The sequence below is a fragment of the Pseudomonas sp. FP597 genome (genome assembly GCF_030687435.1).
GTDB classification, from domain to species: Bacteria; Pseudomonadota; Gammaproteobacteria; order Pseudomonadales; family Pseudomonadaceae; genus Aquipseudomonas; species Aquipseudomonas lactucae.
This window is the reverse complement of sequence record NZ_CP117432.1, coordinates 4420608-4437133: the sequence shown is the minus strand read 5'-3', so window position 1 is coordinate 4437133 and position 16526 is coordinate 4420608. Positions and strand designations below refer to the sequence as shown.

Below are 16526 nucleotides of genomic sequence, written 5' to 3'. Positions count from 1 at the left end.
CAACTGAGTGCCTGTTATCTATTTGGCAAACGCATACTCGCCACCCTGTTCCAGCGCCTGTCGATACGCCGGCCGCGCCTGGAACCGCTGCACCCACGCCGCCAGATGCGGGTAGGCCTGCAGCTTGCCCTGGGCCTTGGCGATTTCGCCGATAAAGCTCATCTGGATATCCGCGCCGCTCAGCTCATCGCCCAAAAGGTACGGCGTCGTTGCCAGCGCGTCGTTGAGATAACCGAGGTAGTTGGCCACTTCCGATTCAATCCGCGGATGCAACGGCGCACCGGCATCACCCAGCCGCCCCACGTACAGGTTGAGCATCAGCGGCAGCATGGCCGAGCCTTCGGCGAAGTGCAGCCACTGCACGTACTGATCGTAGTCCGCGCTCGCCGGGTCCGGTTGCAGACGGCCTGCGCCATGACGGCGGATCAGGTAGTCGACGATGGCGCCGGACTCGATCACCACCTTGCCTGCGTCTTCGATCACCGGCGACTTGCCCAGCGCATTGATCGCCTTGAGTTCAGGCGGTGCGAGGTTGGTCTTCGGGTCGCGTTGGTAGCGCTTGATTTCGTAGGGCAGGCCAAGCTCTTCGAGCAGCCAGAGGATGCGCTGCGAACGTGAGTTGTTGAGGTGGTGAACAATGATCATGGGAACTCCGACGGGCAAGGGGTAGGTGTAGGAACAGACTGCTGTGCGGGCGCAGAGTGCCCTCAATCGGCAAACGCCGCCTCGATGAAAGCCTCCAGGCCTTTCTCTTCCAGAATCTCGATGGAGAAATGCCCAAAGCGCTTGGGCAGCCAGATAATGCGCCCGCCGGCCGGCGTTTGCAGGTTTGCCTTCGCCAGTGGCCGGCCGTTCTCATCTTCGGGTTGCACGCCCGAGGCCATCAGTTCGTCATAGGCGACCTCAATGTCCGGCGTCGTGTAGCAATGGCGATAAATCATGCCTTCGCCATGGGCGTCCAACAGCTCCCGCAGGTTGCCCGCGATCGGCTGAACCAGCATGAAGCGCTCCTGGCCCATCAGCGCCACGGCATAACGCACATGCAGGCCGCCACGGTCCCAGACGAACGTCTTGGAAATACGCGCCTTGAGGATTTGCGCGTAGTAGGTACAGGCCTCTTCAAGGTTGGCGACCAGTACGTCGACGTGACTGAATTTCAGGTCCATGGTGTGCCTCCATTACGAATCGACGACCATCGTAACCACGATAGGTATCACAGGGATATCCCATCTCGCCGACATCCTTTCAGGCACTGAAACACTGAATTGCCATTCGTGCAGGTTCCGTCCACGACCCGATAGCGCAAAAATCCAACCGCGCGCCGTGCTTGCTTAACCCGAGGCGCGACCGAGGAGAGCACCAATGGACGAGATCTCGACACTGCCGGCCTCACCCTGGCACGAAGGCGAGCTGGCCTTGCAACGCACGGTTGGCGCGGTAGACATGATGGCCGGCGTGGGCCAGCGGCAAATGGCTCGTGACTGGATGCCGGACCAGCACCGCGAATTCTATGGGCAACTGCCCTTTGTGGTGCTGGGCAGTGTGGATCGCCAGGGGGATGTGTGGGTGACCCTGCGCAGCGGGCAGCCGGGCTTCATGCACTCACCCACCCCGCATACCCTGCGGATTGCGCTGGCGCCACAGCCCCAGGACCCGGCCCAGGAAGGCTTGGGCGAAGGGGACGCCATCGGCATGCTGGGCATCGAGTTGCATACCCGACGCCGGAACCGCATGAACGGCATTGTGCGTCGGCAACTCAAGCAGGGCGTTGAGATCGAAGTCACCCAGGCCTACGGCAACTGCCCGCGTTATATCAACCTGCGTCAATACCGAGTGGTCGACGAGCTGCCCGGCGCGGCCATCGAATTACCTGCCAACGACCCGCTGATCCGACGCCTGGTGACCACGGCGGACTCATTCTACGTGGCCACTTACGTGATCCGTGACGGCCAGACGCAGGTTGATGCATCCCACCGTGGCGGGCTGTCGGGCTTCGTGCGCATGGAGGCGGACGGCAGCCTGACCATTCCGGATTTCTCCGGCAACCTGTTCTTCAACACCCTGGGCAATATTTTGCTGAACCCGCGTGCTGGCCTGACGTTCGTCGACTTTGGCAGCGGTGACTTGCTACAGATGAGCGGCAGCGCCCAGGTGCTGCTGGATGACCCTGAAATCGCCGCGTTCCAGGGCGCCGAGCGGCTGTGGCGGTTTACCCCGCAACGCAGCGTCTACCGCAAGGCCGCGCTCGGGTTGCGCTGGGAGGACCAGGCCGAAGGGGTGTCTCCCAGTTCATTGATGACGGGTAACTGGTCACAGACCGCCGAACGGCTCAAGGCCCAGGCCCTCAGCGCCCAATGGCGGGCGCTGCGGGTGGCGCGGGTGGTTGATGAGAGTGCTCACATCCGCTCGTTTTACCTGCATGCCGACGACGGTGCCGGGCTGCCCGTGTATGTGCCAGGGCAACACCTGCCGGTGCGCGTGACGTTGCCGGGCCATGCGGGGACGATGATTCGCACCTACAGCGTCTCCAGTGCGCCATCCGATGAATTCCTGCGCATCAGCGTCAAGCGCGACGGCGCAGTGTCGTCGTACTTGCATGAACAGCTTCAGGTCGGCGATCGGCTGGAGGCGCGGGCGCCGCAGGGGCACTTCACGGTGCGGCCCGCCGAGCGTCGACCGTTGGTGCTGCTGGGCGCGGGTGTGGGGATCACGCCATTGCTGTCGATGCTGCGCGAGGTGGTGTACGAGGGCAAGCGCATCAACCGCATGCGCCCGACCTGGCTGATCCAAAGCGCACGCACCCAAGAGGCGTTGGCGTTCGCCGATGAGCTAAAGGCCTTGGTGGCGCGGGCCGGCGACAAGCTGCGCTGGCTGCGGGTCGTCAGTCAGGCGCCTGGTTCGGGGCCGGGGGAGGGCTACGACGCGGTGGGCAGGATCGACCTCGCGCTGCTCAAGTCAGTGCTGCCGTTGGACGACTACGACTATTACCTGTGCGGCCCCGGTACCTTCACCCAGGCGCTGTACGACGGCCTGCGCGGTTTGCGTATCCCGGACGAGCGCATTCATGCGGAAACCTTCGGGCCGTCCACGCTGGTGCGCGACGCTGAGGTCAGCGTGACGGCACCGCCACAGCCGCCGGTCTCCAGCGAACCGGTGAAAGTGCTGTTTGCCACCTCCGGCAAGGAAGCGCGCTGGGAACCCGGCACCGGCACCTTGCTGGAGTTGGCCGAAGCCCGTGGCCTCAACCCGGAGTTCAGTTGTCGCGGCGGCTCGTGCGGTACCTGCAAATCCACCTTGAGCCGTGGCCAGGTGCATTACCTCAACACCCCGGCCGAGCCTTTGGCACACAACGAAGTGTTGATCTGCTGCGCCGTGCCGGCCCAGGGCAGTGAGCCGTTGGTGCTGGATATCTGAGCGCCCGCCGTGCCGTCGATTGTTGCGGATTCTGAAATGCTGAACTGTAAACCGTGGTTATTCCGCTGTTGAACGCCGTAGCTGAACATAGCGCCACCGACGCACAACGCGTCGTCAACCCAACCTTGGTAATGGAGCACGTCATGTCCCTGAACGCGATCAAACTGTACCGCCACCCCCTGTCCGGCCACGCCCATCGGGTCGAGCTGATGCTGTCGTTGCTGGGCTTGCCCGTCGAGCTGATCTCGGTGGACCTTGCCAACGGCGCGCACAAGGCCCCCGAATTTCTGGCCCTCAATCGCTTCGGCCAGGTGCCGGTGATTGACGACAGCGGCACGGTGCTGGCCGACTCGAATGCGATCCTCACCTACCTCGCCGTCAAATATGGCAACGGTCAATGGCTGCCCGCCGATGCGCTGGCGCAGGCCAAGGTGCAGCGCTGGTTGTCGGTAGCGGCCGGCCAGATCAGTGCGGGTCCTGCCACGGCGCGGTTGATCACAGTGTTCGGGGCAGCGTATAACGCCGAGGACGCGATCGCGCGCTCCCATGCCTTGCTCAAAGTCATGGAGCAAGAATTGGGCGACAGTGCGTTCCTGGCCGGCGACAAGCCGACCATCGCCGATATCGCCGCCTACACTTACGTGTCCCACGCGCCGGAAGGCAATGTCGACTTGAGCGACTACCCGCAGGTGCGTGCGTGGCTGAGCAGCGTTGAAGCGTTGCCCGGTTTTGTCGGCATGCAGCGCACCGCGATAGGCCTGCAACAGGCGTGATTCACACCACCACAACGGGTTTGCCATGGATCGCTTTCAAGAAATGCAGGTGTTTGTCAGCGTCGCGGAAGAAGAGGGTTTCGCCGCCGCAGCGCGTCGCCTGCATATTTCCGCGCCGAGCGTGACGCGGGCCATTGCGGCCATGGAGGAGCGCATCGGCACGCAGTTGCTGGCGCGAACCACGCGCAGCCTGCACCTGACCGAAGCCGGCCAGCGCTACCTGGAAGATTGTCGGCGTATCCTGAGTGAACTGGACGAGGCGGAGCAATCCGCCTCGGGCGGCTACTCGTTGCCGCGCGGTCACCTCACGGTGACCGCGCCGGTGCTGTTCGGCGAACTCTACATCGCACCGTTGCTGACCGATTACCTCGACCTGTTCCCCGCCGTGCAGGTCAACGCCTTGCTGGTCGACCGGCTGGTGAACCTGTCGGATGAAGGGGTCGATGTGGCCATCCGCATCGGCCATCTGCACGACAGCCAGCAACAGGCGATCAAGGTGGGCGAGGTGCGCCAGGTGATCTGCGGCGCGCCGGAATATTTCGCACGGCACGGCCGGCCCAGCCATCCACAGGATTTGAGCCGCGCCAACGTGGTGATGTCCAGCGCCAGCACGTTGTTGAGCGACTGGCACTTCAGCAGTGACGCCGGGCCACTGAGCGTGCGCGTGGAGCCGCGCTTGGTGGTCAGCGCCAACCAGGCGGCGATCCATGTCGCCCGTGAGGGCTGGGGGCTGACCCGGGTGTTGTCGTATCAAGTGGCGCAACGCGTGGCCGATGGCGAACTGGACCTGGTGCTCGAAGCGTTCGAGCCTGCCGCGTTGCCGATTCATGTGGTGTACCAGAACACCCCGAGGGTGCCGGCCAAGGTGCGCACCTGCGTGGACTTTCTGGTCGAGCGCCTGCGCGAGGATTTCAGGCTCAAACCTGTGAAGCCTGGCGCCGCTTGATGGACCGCTACCATGAGATGCGGATGTTCCGCGCCTTGTCGCAGCGCCCCAGCCTGGCCTCGGCGGCGCGCTTTCTGAATGTCTCCGGCCCGACGCTGGTACGCGCCATCGCCCGTCTGGAGTCGCGGCTTGGCGTGCCGCTGGTGGTACGCAGCACACGGGGCGTTGCGCTGACCGAGGCCGGTGCGGCGTTCATGGCCGACTGTTCGCGCATCCTCGATGATATCGAGCAGGCCGAAGTCTGCGCCAAGGGCTTGCACGTGCAGGCACAAGGCAGTCTGCGGGTGCATCTGCCGTTGCTGTTCAGTCGTTATGTCATGGCGCCGATGCTCACACGCTACATGGACCTGTACCCGCAGGTGCGGCTCTTTGCGCATTACCATGACCGCGTCGTCAACCTGCATGAGGAAGGCGTGGATGTGGCGGTGGTGATGGGCCATTTGCCCAGTTCCTCATTGATCGCACGCCCGGTCGGGCAGGTGCGCTCGATCGTCTGCGCCAGCCCAGCGTACCTGGCCATCCATGGCGAGCCCCTGGTTCCGGAGGACCTGCTGCGGCATCGGCTGATCGCCGTGCAGGCCCATCAGGACAAGGTGCAATGGCCGTTCCAGGTCGGTGCCGAGACCTCTCTGTTCAAGGCGCGCCCTCACCTCGGTTGCTCCACCGTCCAGGCGGCCATCAGTGCTGCCGCCCAGGGTGCCGGGCTGGTGCGGTGTGAAAGTTATCCGCTGTACGACTATTTGCAGAGCGGGCGGCTGCGCCCTGTGTTGGGCGCCTACGAGACCGCGTCGCTGCCGGTGCAGGTGGTCTATCGCGAAGGCCTCAAGGCACCGATTCGTGTGCGCAGCCTGGTTGATTTCCTGGTCGAGCACCTGCGCGAGCATCCGGCGTTGTGATTGAGCCGACAGCCGCCGACACCCACGAACGGGGCGGGCGGATTGCCTGCGTGTCGACATCAAGCATGACAATGGCGCAACCAGGCTACTTGGGCATCGCCGAGCGCACTTAAGGTGGTGCGCATTCGGTCGCAGAGAACAACAAGAACAATGAATAGCTTGAACTCCATGGATTCCAACGCTCAGTTGGCGCAAGGCTTCAAGCCGCGCCACGTCACCATGCTGTCCATTGCCGGGATCATCGGCGCGGGGTTGTTCGTCGGGTCCGGGCACGCCATCGCGGCCGCCGGGCCGGCGGTGTTGCTGGCCTATCTGGCCTCCGGTTTGCTGGTGGTGCTGGTAATGCGCATGCTCGGCGAAATGGCCGTGGCGCGGCCCGACACCGGCTCGTTTTCCACCTACGCCGACCAGGCCATCGGCCCTTGGGCGGGGTTTACTATCGGTTGGTTGTACTGGTGGTTCTGGGTGTTGGTGATCCCGATCGAGGCACTGGCGGCGGGGCATGTGCTCACCCAGTGGTTCCCGCAGGTGGATGGTTGGCTGTTCGCCTTGCTGTCGATCATCCTGCTGGTGATCACCAACCTGTTCAGCGTGGCCAAGTACGGTGAGTTCGAGTTCTGGTTCGCGATGGCCAAGGTGATCGCCATCATCGGGTTTATCGGCCTGGGGTTCAGCGTGTTGATGGGCTGGATTCCCGACCGCGAAGCCAGCGGCCTGAGCCGGTTGATGCAGGAGCACGGCGGTTTCGCCCCCAACGGCCTGTCGGCGGTGGTGGGCGCGTTCATTACCATCATGTTCAGTTTCATCGGCACCGAAGCGGTGACCATCGCGGCGGCCGAGTCGAGCAACCCGGCGCAGAACATCGCCAAGGCCACCCGTTCGGTGATCTGGCGTATCGGCATTTTTTACCTGCTGTCGATCTCCATCGTGATTTCCGTGGTGCCGTGGAATGATCCGCTGCTGGCGTCGGTGGGCTCCTATCAACGTGCGCTGGAGTTGATGAACATCCCCCATGCCAAGTTCATGGTTGACCTCGTGGTGTTGATCGCCGTGGCCAGTTGCATGAACTCCTCGATCTACATCTCTTCGCGCATGTTGTTCTCCCTGGGCAAACGCGGCGACGCGCCGCAAGCTCTCAAACGCACCTCGGCGGCGGGCGTGCCCAGGGCCGCGGTGATCGCCAGCACCATCATCGGCGCGGGTGTGACGTTGCTCAGTTACTTCATGCCGGCCGGGTTGTTCCAGTTCCTGCTGGCCAGTTCCGGCGCCATCGCGTTGCTGGTGTATCTGGTCATCGCCATTTCCCAACTGCGCATGCGTCGGTTGCTGCGGCGGCAAAACGTCGAGTTGAGCTTTCGCATGTGGCTGTTTCCCTGGCTGACCTACCTGGTGATCGTGTTCATCTGCCTGGCGCTGGGGGTGATGATGGTCACGCCGGAACACCGCACCGAAGTGTCGTCGACCATTGGTCTGGCGCTGGTCATTTCCTTGATCGGCCTGATCACAGCGCGTCCGCATGGCCCGGCGGCCAAGCCGGTTTCGCTGGGGCAATCCTGATCACCCACCGGGGAGTATCGGCCATGGCTCCTGACGCGCCTGCCTGCCAGACCATCGGCTTTTTGCTGCTGGACCAGTTCACCCTGATTTCCCTGGCTTCGGCGGTCGAGCCCTTGCGCATGGCCAACCAATTGGCCGGCGAAGAGCTCTACCGCTGGCAAACCCTCAGCTTCAACGGCCAGCCGGTGTGGGCGAGCGATGGCGTGCCGGTCACGCCGGATGCCTCGACGCAGGCCCCGCACAGCTTCGACGCCGTGATCGTGTGCGGCGGCGTGGGGATCCACACGGCGGTGAAGCCCGAACACATCGCCTGGCTGCGCAACCAGGCCCGCGTGCATTGCAAACGCCTGGGCGCGGTGTGCACCGGCAGTTGGGCGCTGGCCAAGGCAGGCTTGCTCGACGGTTTCCAGTGCAGCGTGCATTGGGAACTGATGGCGTCGATGCAGGAAGCCTTTGCACGGGTCACCGTCAGCTCCAGCGTGTTCACCCTCGACGGCAACCGCTTCACCAGCTCCGGCGGCACCGCGCCGCTGGACATGATGCTGCATCTGATCGGCCGCGATCACGGCCACGAACTGTCGGCGGCGATATCGCAGATGTTTGTGTACGAGCGCATCCGCAACGAACGCGACCACCAGCGCGTGCCGCTCAAACACCTGCTCGGCACGCAACAGCCGAAGTTGCAGGAAGTGGTGGCCTTGATGGAAGCCAACCTGGAAGAACCCATCGACCTCGACGACCTGGCGGCCTATGTGCAAGTGTCCAGGCGCCAATTGGAGCGCATGTTCCAGCGTTACCTGTACTGCACGCCGTCGCGTTATTACCTCAAGCTGCGCCTCACCCGTGCGCGCCAACTGCTGATGCAAACGCCTATTTCGATCGTGGAACTGGCGGTGATCTGTGGCTTCGTGTCCACGCCGCACTTTTCCAAATGCTATCGGGATTTCTTCTGCGTAGCGCCCAGTGACGAACGCTCCGACATGCGCCTGCACCCCCCGGTGGCGACTCGGCCGGTGGTGCATCCGCCTTCGCCGGCCCGGCCGAAGGACACCCTGGAACAGGCGCGCGATGAGCCGACGTTTGCGAGTGTGCAGATTCAACGACGTTGAGGCAGCGAGGAAGTCGGCGGGTGCAACGCGTCGGTTTTCAGATCCATAGATCATTCACGGCGGTGCGTTCGCCGCCTTCATGGCCGGTATTCAGGATACCGCGCGGTTCGATCATCATCAGTTTGGCTTCGCCTTCGGCGGCGGTCCTGTGTTCGACACCACGCGGCACCACATACAGCTCGCCCGGCGCCACGTACACCGGGCCGTCAGGCAGGTCGATGCGCAATGTGCCTTCGAGCACCAGAAACGCCTCGTCGGTCTCCGGGTGCGAGTGCCAGATAAATTCGCCCTCGATCCGCACCACCTTGAACTGGTAGTCGTTCATCTCGGCGACGACCCTGGGGCTCCACTGCTGGTCGATGAGCCCTGCTTTGTGTGTGAGATTGACCGGTTGTGCCGGCTGCTGTGACTGAACCATGGTGGAGCCTCTGGTGTGTGAAAGATCCCAGGCTAACCAAGTAAGCGGCAGGCAGGCTTGTACGATCATGCAAGGTGCCCGTTCAGAGAGCATCGATCATCCACACCGTCAGGCAAGTGGTGTTTATCGCGCATGGAGTGGCAGCGCCAACCCAAACAACGCAAAGAAACCGCCACACACCTTATTGAACCGGCGCCCCGTCCTCGCCAACCAAGGCCTGACCCTATGCGCTGCACTGGCCACCAGGTACTCAACGATGAATTCCACCACGGCGTAGGTCAGCGCGATGGCGGCCGTCTGCGCGATGATGCTTCTGTGCGGGTCCAGGAAGGGCGGGATAAATGCCGTGAACAGCAGCAGCGCCTTGGGGTTTGAAATGGCCGATACCAGCCCTTGGCGAAACAGCGACCAACTGTTGAAGCCAGTAATGCTGGGCGTATCAAGACTCACGGGGGCCGACCGCCACAGCCCTATGCCCAACCAGATCAGGTACATCCCACCGGCAATCTTCAACGCGGTGAACCAGGCGGTCGACGCTTGGATCAGTGCGCCCAGACCCAGCGCGCAGAGGGAAAGCACCACGGCAAAACCGAGCACGCCGCCCGTGATGGTGAACAGTGTTTTACGACGCCCGTGAAGGGCGCCATGGGTCAGCACCAATAAAGCATTCGGCCCTGGCACCACCGCAATGCCGCAGCATGTCATCAAATAGAGCAACCAAGTATCGAGGGGCATGATCAGCGTCCCGTATGAGTGGGTTCAGGCAAATCATTTTTGCGGGTGGGCAAGCTTCATGAAAAGCGCATAATTCACATCGCAGTCATTCGATAAACGAATAGAGGGGCAACCATGCCTGCCAGTGATTTGCAGATTGATTGGCTCAAGTGCTTCGTGGCGGTGGTGGATGCTGGCTCACTCTCTGGCGCTGCGCATGAGGTCAACCGATCGCAGTCCGCTGTGAGCATGCAAATGAAAAAACTGGAGGCCGCCCTCGGGCGACAATTGTTGAGTCGAGGCCCGCGACATTTTGAATTGACCGATGACGGCCAGACGCTGCTCGGTTACGCCCGTCGCATGCTCATACTTCACGCCGAGACCCAAGCGGCTTTTCACGGCGAAGTACTCACCGGGCGTATTCGCCTTGGCGTCGCCGAGGACTACGCCGCCAGGTACCTCACTCCGCTGCTGAAGCGTTTTGCTCCGCGCTACGCAGGCGTGGAGATAGAGCTGACGTGTGAACAGTCGACCACGCTTATCCCGCGTGTGCGCAGCGGTGATCTTGATCTGGCCCTGGTGTCCCGGGACTCGCCGCAGAGCGGTACGTTTTTGTTCAAGGAACCCATGGTGTGGGTGGGCTCGCCCCAGTTCGAGCTCTGGCGGCGCGACCCATTGCCCATCGCTGTGTATGAAAGTGAAAGCCTGGCCCGGCGCTATGCGGTGCACTCATTGACCCAACAAGGGCGCCAATTCAAGGTGGTTTACAACAGCTCCAGCCTGGCCGGCCAAGTCGCCGCCGTCGAAGGAGGGCTCGCCATTGCCGCGATCACCCAGTGTACGGTGCAGCCATCGCTGCAGGTCTTGGGCAGCGAGCAGGGGTTGGGGAGCATTGAGCCGATGGACGTTTCGATTCTGCGCAGCCGCGCTTCACGCGGGTCCAGGGCTGTCAGCAGCCTTCACGCTTTCATCATCAGCGCGTTGAGACATCAGGCCTAGGCCAGCGGCCGCAACTGCAACATCGCTGGGCTTCAAGGTTAGGCTCAGCCTTTTTGTTTCAACGCACTCGCGTCCTGCTCTGCACCGCCAGGTCCAGGGCCTTTTGCATATCGAGCCGCGCCGAGCGGCCTACGTCCTTGTCATTGAGCTGATAGTTACGCTCCGATGGCAGGATCGGCGCGGTAAGGTCCTGGGCGTCGCTGCGTTCAAAGTCATGGTTGTCGCCAATGGCCATCGAACTGCGGCGCAACAGCGTGCGCAATTGCTCGGGTTGCAACTGCGGGTTGATCGACAGCATGGCCGCCAGCAGGCCCGCGACCATTGGCGTGGCGTAGGAGGTGCCGCAATGCACGGCGCCTTGCTCGCCGGCGTCGGCGGTGGATGCATGGGCGCAGGCGGCGGCGGTGATGTCGACGCGCATGTCGACGTTCGAGGAACTGCGCGTGACCGCATAGGCCGGGTCATCCACGGCGATACCGGCCTGCTCGCTGCGCTGGTGGCCGCCCACCACCAGCAACTGTTCGGTGATGAACGAGGAGGGCAGGCGGTAGTCGTCCGTGCCCGAAAACGCCGAGCCGTTGCCGGCGGAGTTCACCACGATCACGTCGGGATGCTCCTTGCGCAGCCACAGGAAGAATTCCTCCAGCAATTCTTCGTAGCCGCTCATGGCGATGCCCGAGCGCACCAGCGAGTCGACGTCCTTGCCGTTGACGTCCTTGGTGCCGACGCGATGAATGCCCCAGCTCCAGTTGAGCACGCGAACGCCATCTTCCACGAGGTTGACCGAGGCGGCGATGTTTGCGGTAATTCCTGCATCGGAATTTCGCTCGACGATCACATCGAAGCCTCCGCCGGCCTTGTCCAGTCCACGCAGAAAACCGCTGTTGCCGCCGTCGTCCCAACGCGCTGCGAGGATGCCTGCGACGGTGGTGCCATGGTCGTCCGCCGCACCAGTGTCGCGTGCGTACACGCAGGTTCGCCTGGGCGCGCAGGCACCCAGATACTCGGCGAAGTCCGCCGTGTCGAAGTCGACGCCGCGCTCGATCACCCCCACGCGCACCGGTTGCGGCACGATCGGCGTGTGTTGCCCCGGGATGCGCCGCTGGTAGTAGGCCACCGCGTCGAGAAAACGGTTGGCGGCCCATTCATCGGAGTCGGGTGCCGGTTTTTTCGGTGCTTCACGGCGCGTGGCGGTTTGCTCGGTTTCTTCGGCGGCGGACTCTTCGATCACCACGGCGTCCACGCCGGTCTCGCTGCCCAGGCGCAGCACCAGCGCATCGCGTTGCGTCAGGTCCTTGGCCGGCAGGCGCAACTGGTAGACGTTCAGCGGCGCGATGCTGCCGACCACCGTCGCTCCATACTTGCGCGCCAGGCGCTCGGCCTCCTGGCGACCGTTCTGGTCTTCTTCGATCAACACGCTGACCAGGTCCACATAGGTGGTCAGGCCGTCCATGTTTTTCGCCACTTCGTTGGCGCCTGCGGCCACCACATGGCTGTTGCGCAGCGTCAGCCAGGCCGCATTGCTGACGCGCGGGCCGTCTTCCAGCCACAACGGGCCGCTCTGCTCGCGGGCGCTGTCCAGGCGCACGCGCAATTGATCGCCCTGGTGCTCAACGGTGCTCGCCGGCAGCGTCTTGCCCGCCAGTTTCAGCTGCGGTGTGGTGGTGCCCAGCCCGCGCACGCTGAGGCACCAGTCCTGCTGGCGGCTGTCCAGCAGGTTGCCGCAGCGTTTCAGGTTTTCCAGGCGCAACGCGTCCTGAGCCGCAGCGGGTGTGGCGGCAGCCAATGTGAACAGCGTGGCGAGTGCAGCGAAGCGTAAGGGCATGAGCGCATTTCCGTGCCGGGGCGTTTTGTTCCGACTGCGCCGGGGCGCGCTTCGTTCAGCGTGAACGCCATGCAACAACCGTTGAACTCGCCCTGGCCAAGCTCACTCCTAACCGAAGAGGGACTGCACATGACGGATGTGACCATGACCCAGCAACACCCACACTGCGGCGACACCGGCGCGGTCTTTGAAACCGACTTGCCCGCGCGCCTGGACCGCTTGCCCTGGGGCCGCTTCCACACCTTGCTGGTGTTCGCCCTGGGCATCACCTGGCTGCTCGATGGCCTGGAAGTGACCCTGGCCGGCTCGGTGTCCGGCGCGCTGAAAGACAGCCCCGAGCTGCGCATGAGCAACGTCGACATTGGCCTGGCCGGCGGCGTGTACATCGCCGGTGCCGTGCTCGGCGCGCTGCTGTTTGGCTGGCTCACCGACCGCCTGGGCCGCCGTAAGTTGTTCTTCATCACCTTGTGGCTGTACATCGGCGCCACTGCCGCCACGGCGTTCTCGTTCAGCCTGGAAAGTTTCCTGCTGTTTCGCTTCCTCACCGGCATGGGCATCGGCGGCGAATACACCGCGATCAACTCGACGATCCAGGAGTTCACCCCGGCGCGTTATCGCGGCTGGGTCGACCTGAGCATCAACGGCACCTTCTGGCTCGGCGCAGCACTCGGCGCCGGCGGCGCCATCGTGTTGCTCGACCCGCAAGTGGTCGGTGGCGACCTCGGCTGGCGGCTGTGCTTCGGCATTGGCGCGGCGCTGGGCCTGATCATCCTGGTGATGCGCCTGTGGCTGCCGGAGAGCCCGCGCTGGCTGCTGATCCACGGCCAACACGATGAAGCCCGGCGCATTGTCGAAGGCATCGAAGCGCGCCTGCGTGATCAGGGCCATGATTTGCCGCCCGTCACCAGCCCGCCCCTGCGCCTGCACGCCCGCGACCACACGCCGCTGGCCGAGATATTCCACACGCTGTTCGTCAGCTTTCGCCGCCGTGCGCTGGTGGGCATGACGCTGCTGACCGCCCAGGCCTTTTTCTACAACGCGATCTTCTTCACCTACGCCCTGGTGCTCACCGACTTCTACCAAGTGCCCGCCGAGCAGGTCGGCTGGTACGTCCTGCCGCTGGCCCTGGGCAACTTCTGCGGGCCGCTGTTGCTGGGGCGTTTGTTTGATGTGATCGGCCGTCGCGTGATGATCAGCTTCACCTACGCCCTGTCCGGCGTGCTGCTGGCGCTGAGTGGCTATGCGTTCCAGCAGGGCTGGTTAGACGTGACCCAGCAGGCGCTGGCGTGGATGGTGATTTTCTTCTTTGCCTCGGCGGCGGCCAGCTCGGCGTACCTGACCGTAGCGGAGACGTTCCCGCTGGAGATTCGCGCGTTGGCGATTGCGGTGTTTTATGCGTTCGGCACAGGGCTGGGCGGGATCATCGGGCCGACGTTGTTCGGGCAACTGATCCAGACACAGCAGCGCAGTAGTTTGTTGATCGGCTATTTGATTGGCGCGGCGCTGATGTGCGCGGCGGCGGTGGTGCAGGCGGTGTGGGGCGTGGCGGCGGAGCGCCAGGCATTGGAGCGGGTGGCGCGGCCGTTGTCCCAGGCCGCGGATTGAGGGGCTGGCGGTGGCCGTAATGTTCAGCGCTGCTTGCGTGATTCGAGACCTGCAAACACCAGCATGCCCGCCAGCATGGCCGCAGTGAACAGCACCGCCTGCCATCGCCCCGTCAGCAGCAAGGCCAAGGCCGGTCCGGGACAGAGCCCGGCAATCGCCCAGCCCATACCGAACACGATGCTGCCCAGCACCAGCCGGCGGTCGATGTTGCGCCGTATCGGCATCTGCATCGGCGCGCCGAGCAATGAGGTGTCACGCCGCCTGGCGAAGAAGAAAAACACGCTGCTCACCATCAGCGCTCCGAGCATGACCAAGGCCAACGAAGGGTCCCAGTCGCCAGCGAGGTCGAGAAAACCCAGCACCTTGGCCGGGTTTGTCATCCCGCTGAGGTACAGCCCCAGCCCGAAGATCAAGCCAGCAATCAACGCTGTGATTTTGCGCATGCTCAGGCCCCCAGTAGATGACGTAACACGTAGACGCCGGCAAAGCCGCTGCCCATGAAACAACCCACCGCTACCAGCGAGCGCATCGACAACCGTGAAAGCCCGCAGATCCCGTGCCCGCTGGTGCAGCCGGCGCCATAGCGCGTGCCGATCCCCACCAACAACCCCGCCAGTACCAGCGCCACGCCACCGGCCTGGAACGAGGGCTGCGGCAACGGCGCGCCGAGTGACCAGATCAGGGGCGAGGCGATCAACCCCGCGACGAATACCAGCGCCTCCCCACGGCCATCGCCACGCCTGGACAACAGGCTGCCCGAGCAGACCGCTGATACCGGCAATGCGCCCGTTGAGCAGAATGAACAGGCCGGCGGACAAACCGATCAAGGCACCGCCGAGCAGGGAGGTCCATGGGGTGAAATCGGCGGAGAAGCTCATGGTCGGGGCAGCCTTCGGGGATTGGAGGGGAGTGCATCGATAGCACAGTTTTAACCCGTATTGCGTGAAATGTCGGTGGTAGAGGGGGTGGCTCAAGCGATGGCGCGCAAGCACCGCTATGATGTTCGATTACCCATTCACAGGCTAAGCACGATGCCAAACGCCACTGATCAAAACGCCGCGGTTGTTTTAAGCCCGGCGAGCCATGCAGACCTGGAACAGCTGGTTGCCATCAGAATTGAAGCCATGCGCGAAAGCCTTCAGCGCGTCGGACGATTCGACCCTGCGCGCGCGCGGGAACGGTTTGTGGCCGGGTTCGATGCCACCTGCACGCGCGGCATTGAAGTCGCCGGTGAGTTGGTCGGTTTTGTGGTGATCAAAGACCAGCAGGGCGAGCTTTTGCTTGACCACCTGTACGTAAAACCGTCAGCCCAGGGCGCGGGCATTGGTGCAACGGTGCTGGCGCAGATATTCAAGGAGGCCGATGAGCTGGGCCGATCGATCAGGGTCGGGGCGCTCAAGGAAAGCGCTTCAAACCGTTTTTACCAGCGCCATGGTTTTGTGTGGGTGCGGAGCGGTGAGTTCGATCATTACTATGTGCGCGTGAGCGGCAAGGGCGTTGCTAAGCCAGGCGCTAGATGGCCTGCCGGCGCGTAATTTTCCATCAGATTCGCCATGCTCATCCGTCAGCGACGTGCCAACCGCACGCGCCAGTCGCCGGCGTGCTTCAACTGGCATTCTTCTTCAGAATCAAACTGCACGCAGCGCGCCATGGGCAGGGGCGGCACGTCGGACTTGTGCAGCGCAGCGGCGGTCAGCTCGCGCATGCGTTGATCGGCGCCGGCGGCGAGGGCTCGGTCCTTGTTGGCACGGGTGTCGAACACCCACGTCACGCGCAGGCTGTGGGGGAAGGCTGTGTAATCGACGGTGTGCGTCAGCCATTCGAACCCCGGGATTTCGGCTTTGGCGGTTTCGCAGGCGTCGGTCAGGGTGGTGATCAGTTGGCGTTCGAGGCGGGCGTTGTCGCGTTTGGTGGGCGGCATAGGGGGCTCCGGTTTCCGATAGGCTGTTGTGGTGAGCGGGCTTGTCCCGCGCTGGGCTGCGCAGCAGCCCTAAAACCGTCACCGCGGTTAATCCTGACACACGGCGGTGATCTTATTGGGGCTGCTTCGCAGCCCAGCGCGGGACAAGCCCGCTCACCACAGTGAGGATTTCCCGTTCTTAAAAACTGTGTAGCAAGGGCTGGAACAGGGTCGGCAGATAGCCGATCGTTTGTTTGGCGCAAGGACCGACGAGTAGCCTGAGAAGGTCACATCACTCAAGCTAAACCCGAAGGCGGCTGAACGGGTGGAAGGCTTGCCGGCGCTACTTGCGTTTTGCGCGAGGAGGGTT

At 63.4% G+C, this 16526-nt stretch carries 16 protein-coding genes and 1 pseudogene; 9 read left to right on the top strand and 8 right to left on the bottom strand.

Annotation, left to right across the window (positions count from 1 at the left end):
- Window positions 1–18 precede the first annotated feature (18 nt).
- Complete coding sequence (locus PSH66_RS20205; protein WP_078733974.1) at window positions 19–645, bottom strand: glutathione S-transferase family protein; 627 nt, start codon at window positions 643–645, stop codon at window positions 19–21.
- A gap of 62 nt (window positions 646–707) precedes the next feature.
- Window positions 708–1166, bottom strand: a complete 459-nt coding sequence (locus tag PSH66_RS20200) for a VOC family protein (protein ID WP_003175160.1) — start codon at window positions 1164–1166, stop codon at window positions 708–710.
- Window positions 1167–1362: 196 nt separating this feature from the next.
- Between PSH66_RS20200 and PSH66_RS20195 the strand changes: the two genes are divergently transcribed.
- The 6 genes from PSH66_RS20195 to PSH66_RS20170 all read left to right on the top strand — a co-directional run bounded on the left by PSH66_RS20195 (window position 1363) and on the right by PSH66_RS20170 (window position 8695).
- Window positions 1363–3414: a pyridoxamine 5'-phosphate oxidase family protein gene (locus PSH66_RS20195; protein WP_305427530.1), complete on the top strand. Its 2052-nt coding sequence runs from the start codon at window positions 1363–1365 to the stop codon at window positions 3412–3414.
- 143 nt (window positions 3415–3557) lie between these two features.
- On the top strand, window positions 3558–4187 hold the full coding sequence (locus PSH66_RS20190; protein WP_003175158.1) for a glutathione S-transferase family protein: 630 nt from the start codon (window positions 3558–3560) through the stop codon (window positions 4185–4187).
- Window positions 4188–4212: 25 nt separating this feature from the next.
- Window positions 4213–5133: a LysR family transcriptional regulator gene (locus tag PSH66_RS20185; RefSeq protein WP_141063222.1), complete on the top strand. Its 921-nt coding sequence runs from the start codon at window positions 4213–4215 to the stop codon at window positions 5131–5133.
- The gene (locus PSH66_RS20180) at window positions 5133–6029 is read left to right on the top strand and encodes a LysR substrate-binding domain-containing protein (protein WP_305427529.1); all 897 of its coding nucleotides are present in this window, start codon (window positions 5133–5135) and stop codon (window positions 6027–6029) included. The genes PSH66_RS20185 and PSH66_RS20180 overlap by 1 nt, the downstream gene beginning before the upstream one ends.
- A 150-nt stretch (window positions 6030–6179) precedes the next feature.
- Entirely contained in the window at window positions 6180–7586 is a 1407-nt protein-coding gene (gene gabP / locus PSH66_RS20175; protein WP_305427528.1) for a GABA permease, read from the top strand.
- A 23-nt stretch (window positions 7587–7609) separates the two neighbouring features.
- Complete coding sequence (locus tag PSH66_RS20170; protein WP_305427527.1) at window positions 7610–8695, top strand: GlxA family transcriptional regulator; 1086 nt, start codon at window positions 7610–7612, stop codon at window positions 8693–8695.
- 37 nt (window positions 8696–8732) lie between these two features.
- Here PSH66_RS20170 and PSH66_RS20165 read toward each other — a convergent pair whose 3' ends face one another.
- Both PSH66_RS20165 and PSH66_RS20160 read right to left on the bottom strand, forming a co-directional pair.
- Window positions 8733–9113, bottom strand: coding sequence for a cupin domain-containing protein (locus PSH66_RS20165; RefSeq protein WP_305427526.1), 381 nt, complete (start codon window positions 9111–9113; stop codon window positions 8733–8735).
- 123 nt (window positions 9114–9236) lie between these two features.
- Window positions 9237–9848: a LysE family translocator gene (locus tag PSH66_RS20160; protein WP_003175152.1), complete on the bottom strand. Its 612-nt coding sequence runs from the start codon at window positions 9846–9848 to the stop codon at window positions 9237–9239.
- A gap of 114 nt (window positions 9849–9962) precedes the next feature.
- Here PSH66_RS20160 and PSH66_RS20155 point away from each other — a divergent pair, with 114 nt between their 5' ends.
- Entirely contained in the window at window positions 9963–10826 is an 864-nt protein-coding gene (locus PSH66_RS20155; RefSeq protein WP_003175151.1) for a LysR family transcriptional regulator, read from the top strand.
- A 58-nt stretch (window positions 10827–10884) separates the two neighbouring features.
- Here PSH66_RS20155 and PSH66_RS20150 read toward each other — a convergent pair whose 3' ends face one another.
- Complete coding sequence (locus PSH66_RS20150; RefSeq protein ID WP_305427525.1) at window positions 10885–12651, bottom strand: S8/S53 family peptidase; 1767 nt, start codon at window positions 12649–12651, stop codon at window positions 10885–10887.
- 129 nt (window positions 12652–12780) lie between these two features.
- Here PSH66_RS20150 and PSH66_RS20145 point away from each other — a divergent pair, with 129 nt between their 5' ends.
- Window positions 12781–14256, top strand: coding sequence for an MFS transporter (locus PSH66_RS20145; protein WP_305427524.1), 1476 nt, complete (start codon window positions 12781–12783; stop codon window positions 14254–14256).
- A 23-nt stretch (window positions 14257–14279) separates the two neighbouring features.
- On the opposite strand, the gene PSH66_RS20140 is transcribed toward PSH66_RS20145, so the two are convergent.
- Window positions 14280–14699, bottom strand: coding sequence for a DUF6691 family protein (locus tag PSH66_RS20140; protein WP_003175147.1), 420 nt, complete (start codon window positions 14697–14699; stop codon window positions 14280–14282).
- A 2-nt stretch (window positions 14700–14701) separates the two neighbouring features.
- Window positions 14702–15134: pseudogene (locus PSH66_RS20135) on the bottom strand (YeeE/YedE family protein).
- Window positions 15135–15287: 153 nt separating this feature from the next.
- On the opposite strand from PSH66_RS20135, the gene PSH66_RS20130 reads away from it, so the two are divergent.
- Window positions 15288–15791 (top strand): GNAT family N-acetyltransferase, encoded by a 504-nt coding sequence (locus tag PSH66_RS20130; protein ID WP_042945036.1) that lies wholly within the window; start codon window positions 15288–15290, stop codon window positions 15789–15791.
- Window positions 15792–15820: 29 nt separating this feature from the next.
- Here PSH66_RS20130 and PSH66_RS20125 read toward each other — a convergent pair whose 3' ends face one another.
- Window positions 15821–16177: a hypothetical protein gene (locus tag PSH66_RS20125; protein ID WP_305427523.1), complete on the bottom strand. Its 357-nt coding sequence runs from the start codon at window positions 16175–16177 to the stop codon at window positions 15821–15823.
- Window positions 16178–16526: the final 349 nt, after the last annotated feature.

What these genes read in the sequence shown, in the direction of transcription:
- PSH66_RS20145 (WP_305427524.1), top strand. Translation starts at nt 12,781, where the DNA reads ATGACGGATGTGACCATGACCCAGCAACACCCACACTGCGGCGACACC.
- PSH66_RS20165 (WP_305427526.1), bottom strand. Translation starts at nt 9,113, where the DNA reads ATGGTTCAGTCACAGCAGCCGGCACAACCGGTCAATCTCACACACAAA.
- PSH66_RS20180 (WP_305427529.1), top strand. Translation starts at nt 5,133, where the DNA reads ATGGACCGCTACCATGAGATGCGGATGTTCCGCGCCTTGTCGCAGCGC.
- PSH66_RS20140 (WP_003175147.1), bottom strand. Translation starts at nt 14,699, where the DNA reads ATGCGCAAAATCACAGCGTTGATTGCTGGCTTGATCTTCGGGCTGGGG.
- PSH66_RS20195 (WP_305427530.1), top strand. Translation starts at nt 1,363, where the DNA reads ATGGACGAGATCTCGACACTGCCGGCCTCACCCTGGCACGAAGGCGAG.
- PSH66_RS20155 (WP_003175151.1), top strand. Translation starts at nt 9,963, where the DNA reads ATGCCTGCCAGTGATTTGCAGATTGATTGGCTCAAGTGCTTCGTGGCG.
- PSH66_RS20150 (WP_305427525.1), bottom strand. Translation starts at nt 12,651, where the DNA reads ATGCCCTTACGCTTCGCTGCACTCGCCACGCTGTTCACATTGGCTGCC.
- PSH66_RS20170 (WP_305427527.1), top strand. Translation starts at nt 7,610, where the DNA reads ATGGCTCCTGACGCGCCTGCCTGCCAGACCATCGGCTTTTTGCTGCTG.
- PSH66_RS20200 (WP_003175160.1), bottom strand. Translation starts at nt 1,166, where the DNA reads ATGGACCTGAAATTCAGTCACGTCGACGTACTGGTCGCCAACCTTGAA.
- PSH66_RS20130 (WP_042945036.1), top strand. Translation starts at nt 15,288, where the DNA reads ATGCCAAACGCCACTGATCAAAACGCCGCGGTTGTTTTAAGCCCGGCG.
- PSH66_RS20205 (WP_078733974.1), bottom strand. Translation starts at nt 645, where the DNA reads ATGATCATTGTTCACCACCTCAACAACTCACGTTCGCAGCGCATCCTC.
- gabP (WP_305427528.1), top strand. Translation starts at nt 6,180, where the DNA reads ATGAATAGCTTGAACTCCATGGATTCCAACGCTCAGTTGGCGCAAGGC.
- PSH66_RS20160 (WP_003175152.1), bottom strand. Translation starts at nt 9,848, where the DNA reads ATGCCCCTCGATACTTGGTTGCTCTATTTGATGACATGCTGCGGCATT.
- PSH66_RS20185 (WP_141063222.1), top strand. Translation starts at nt 4,213, where the DNA reads ATGGATCGCTTTCAAGAAATGCAGGTGTTTGTCAGCGTCGCGGAAGAA.
- PSH66_RS20190 (WP_003175158.1), top strand. Translation starts at nt 3,558, where the DNA reads ATGTCCCTGAACGCGATCAAACTGTACCGCCACCCCCTGTCCGGCCAC.
- PSH66_RS20125 (WP_305427523.1), bottom strand. Translation starts at nt 16,177, where the DNA reads ATGCCGCCCACCAAACGCGACAACGCCCGCCTCGAACGCCAACTGATC.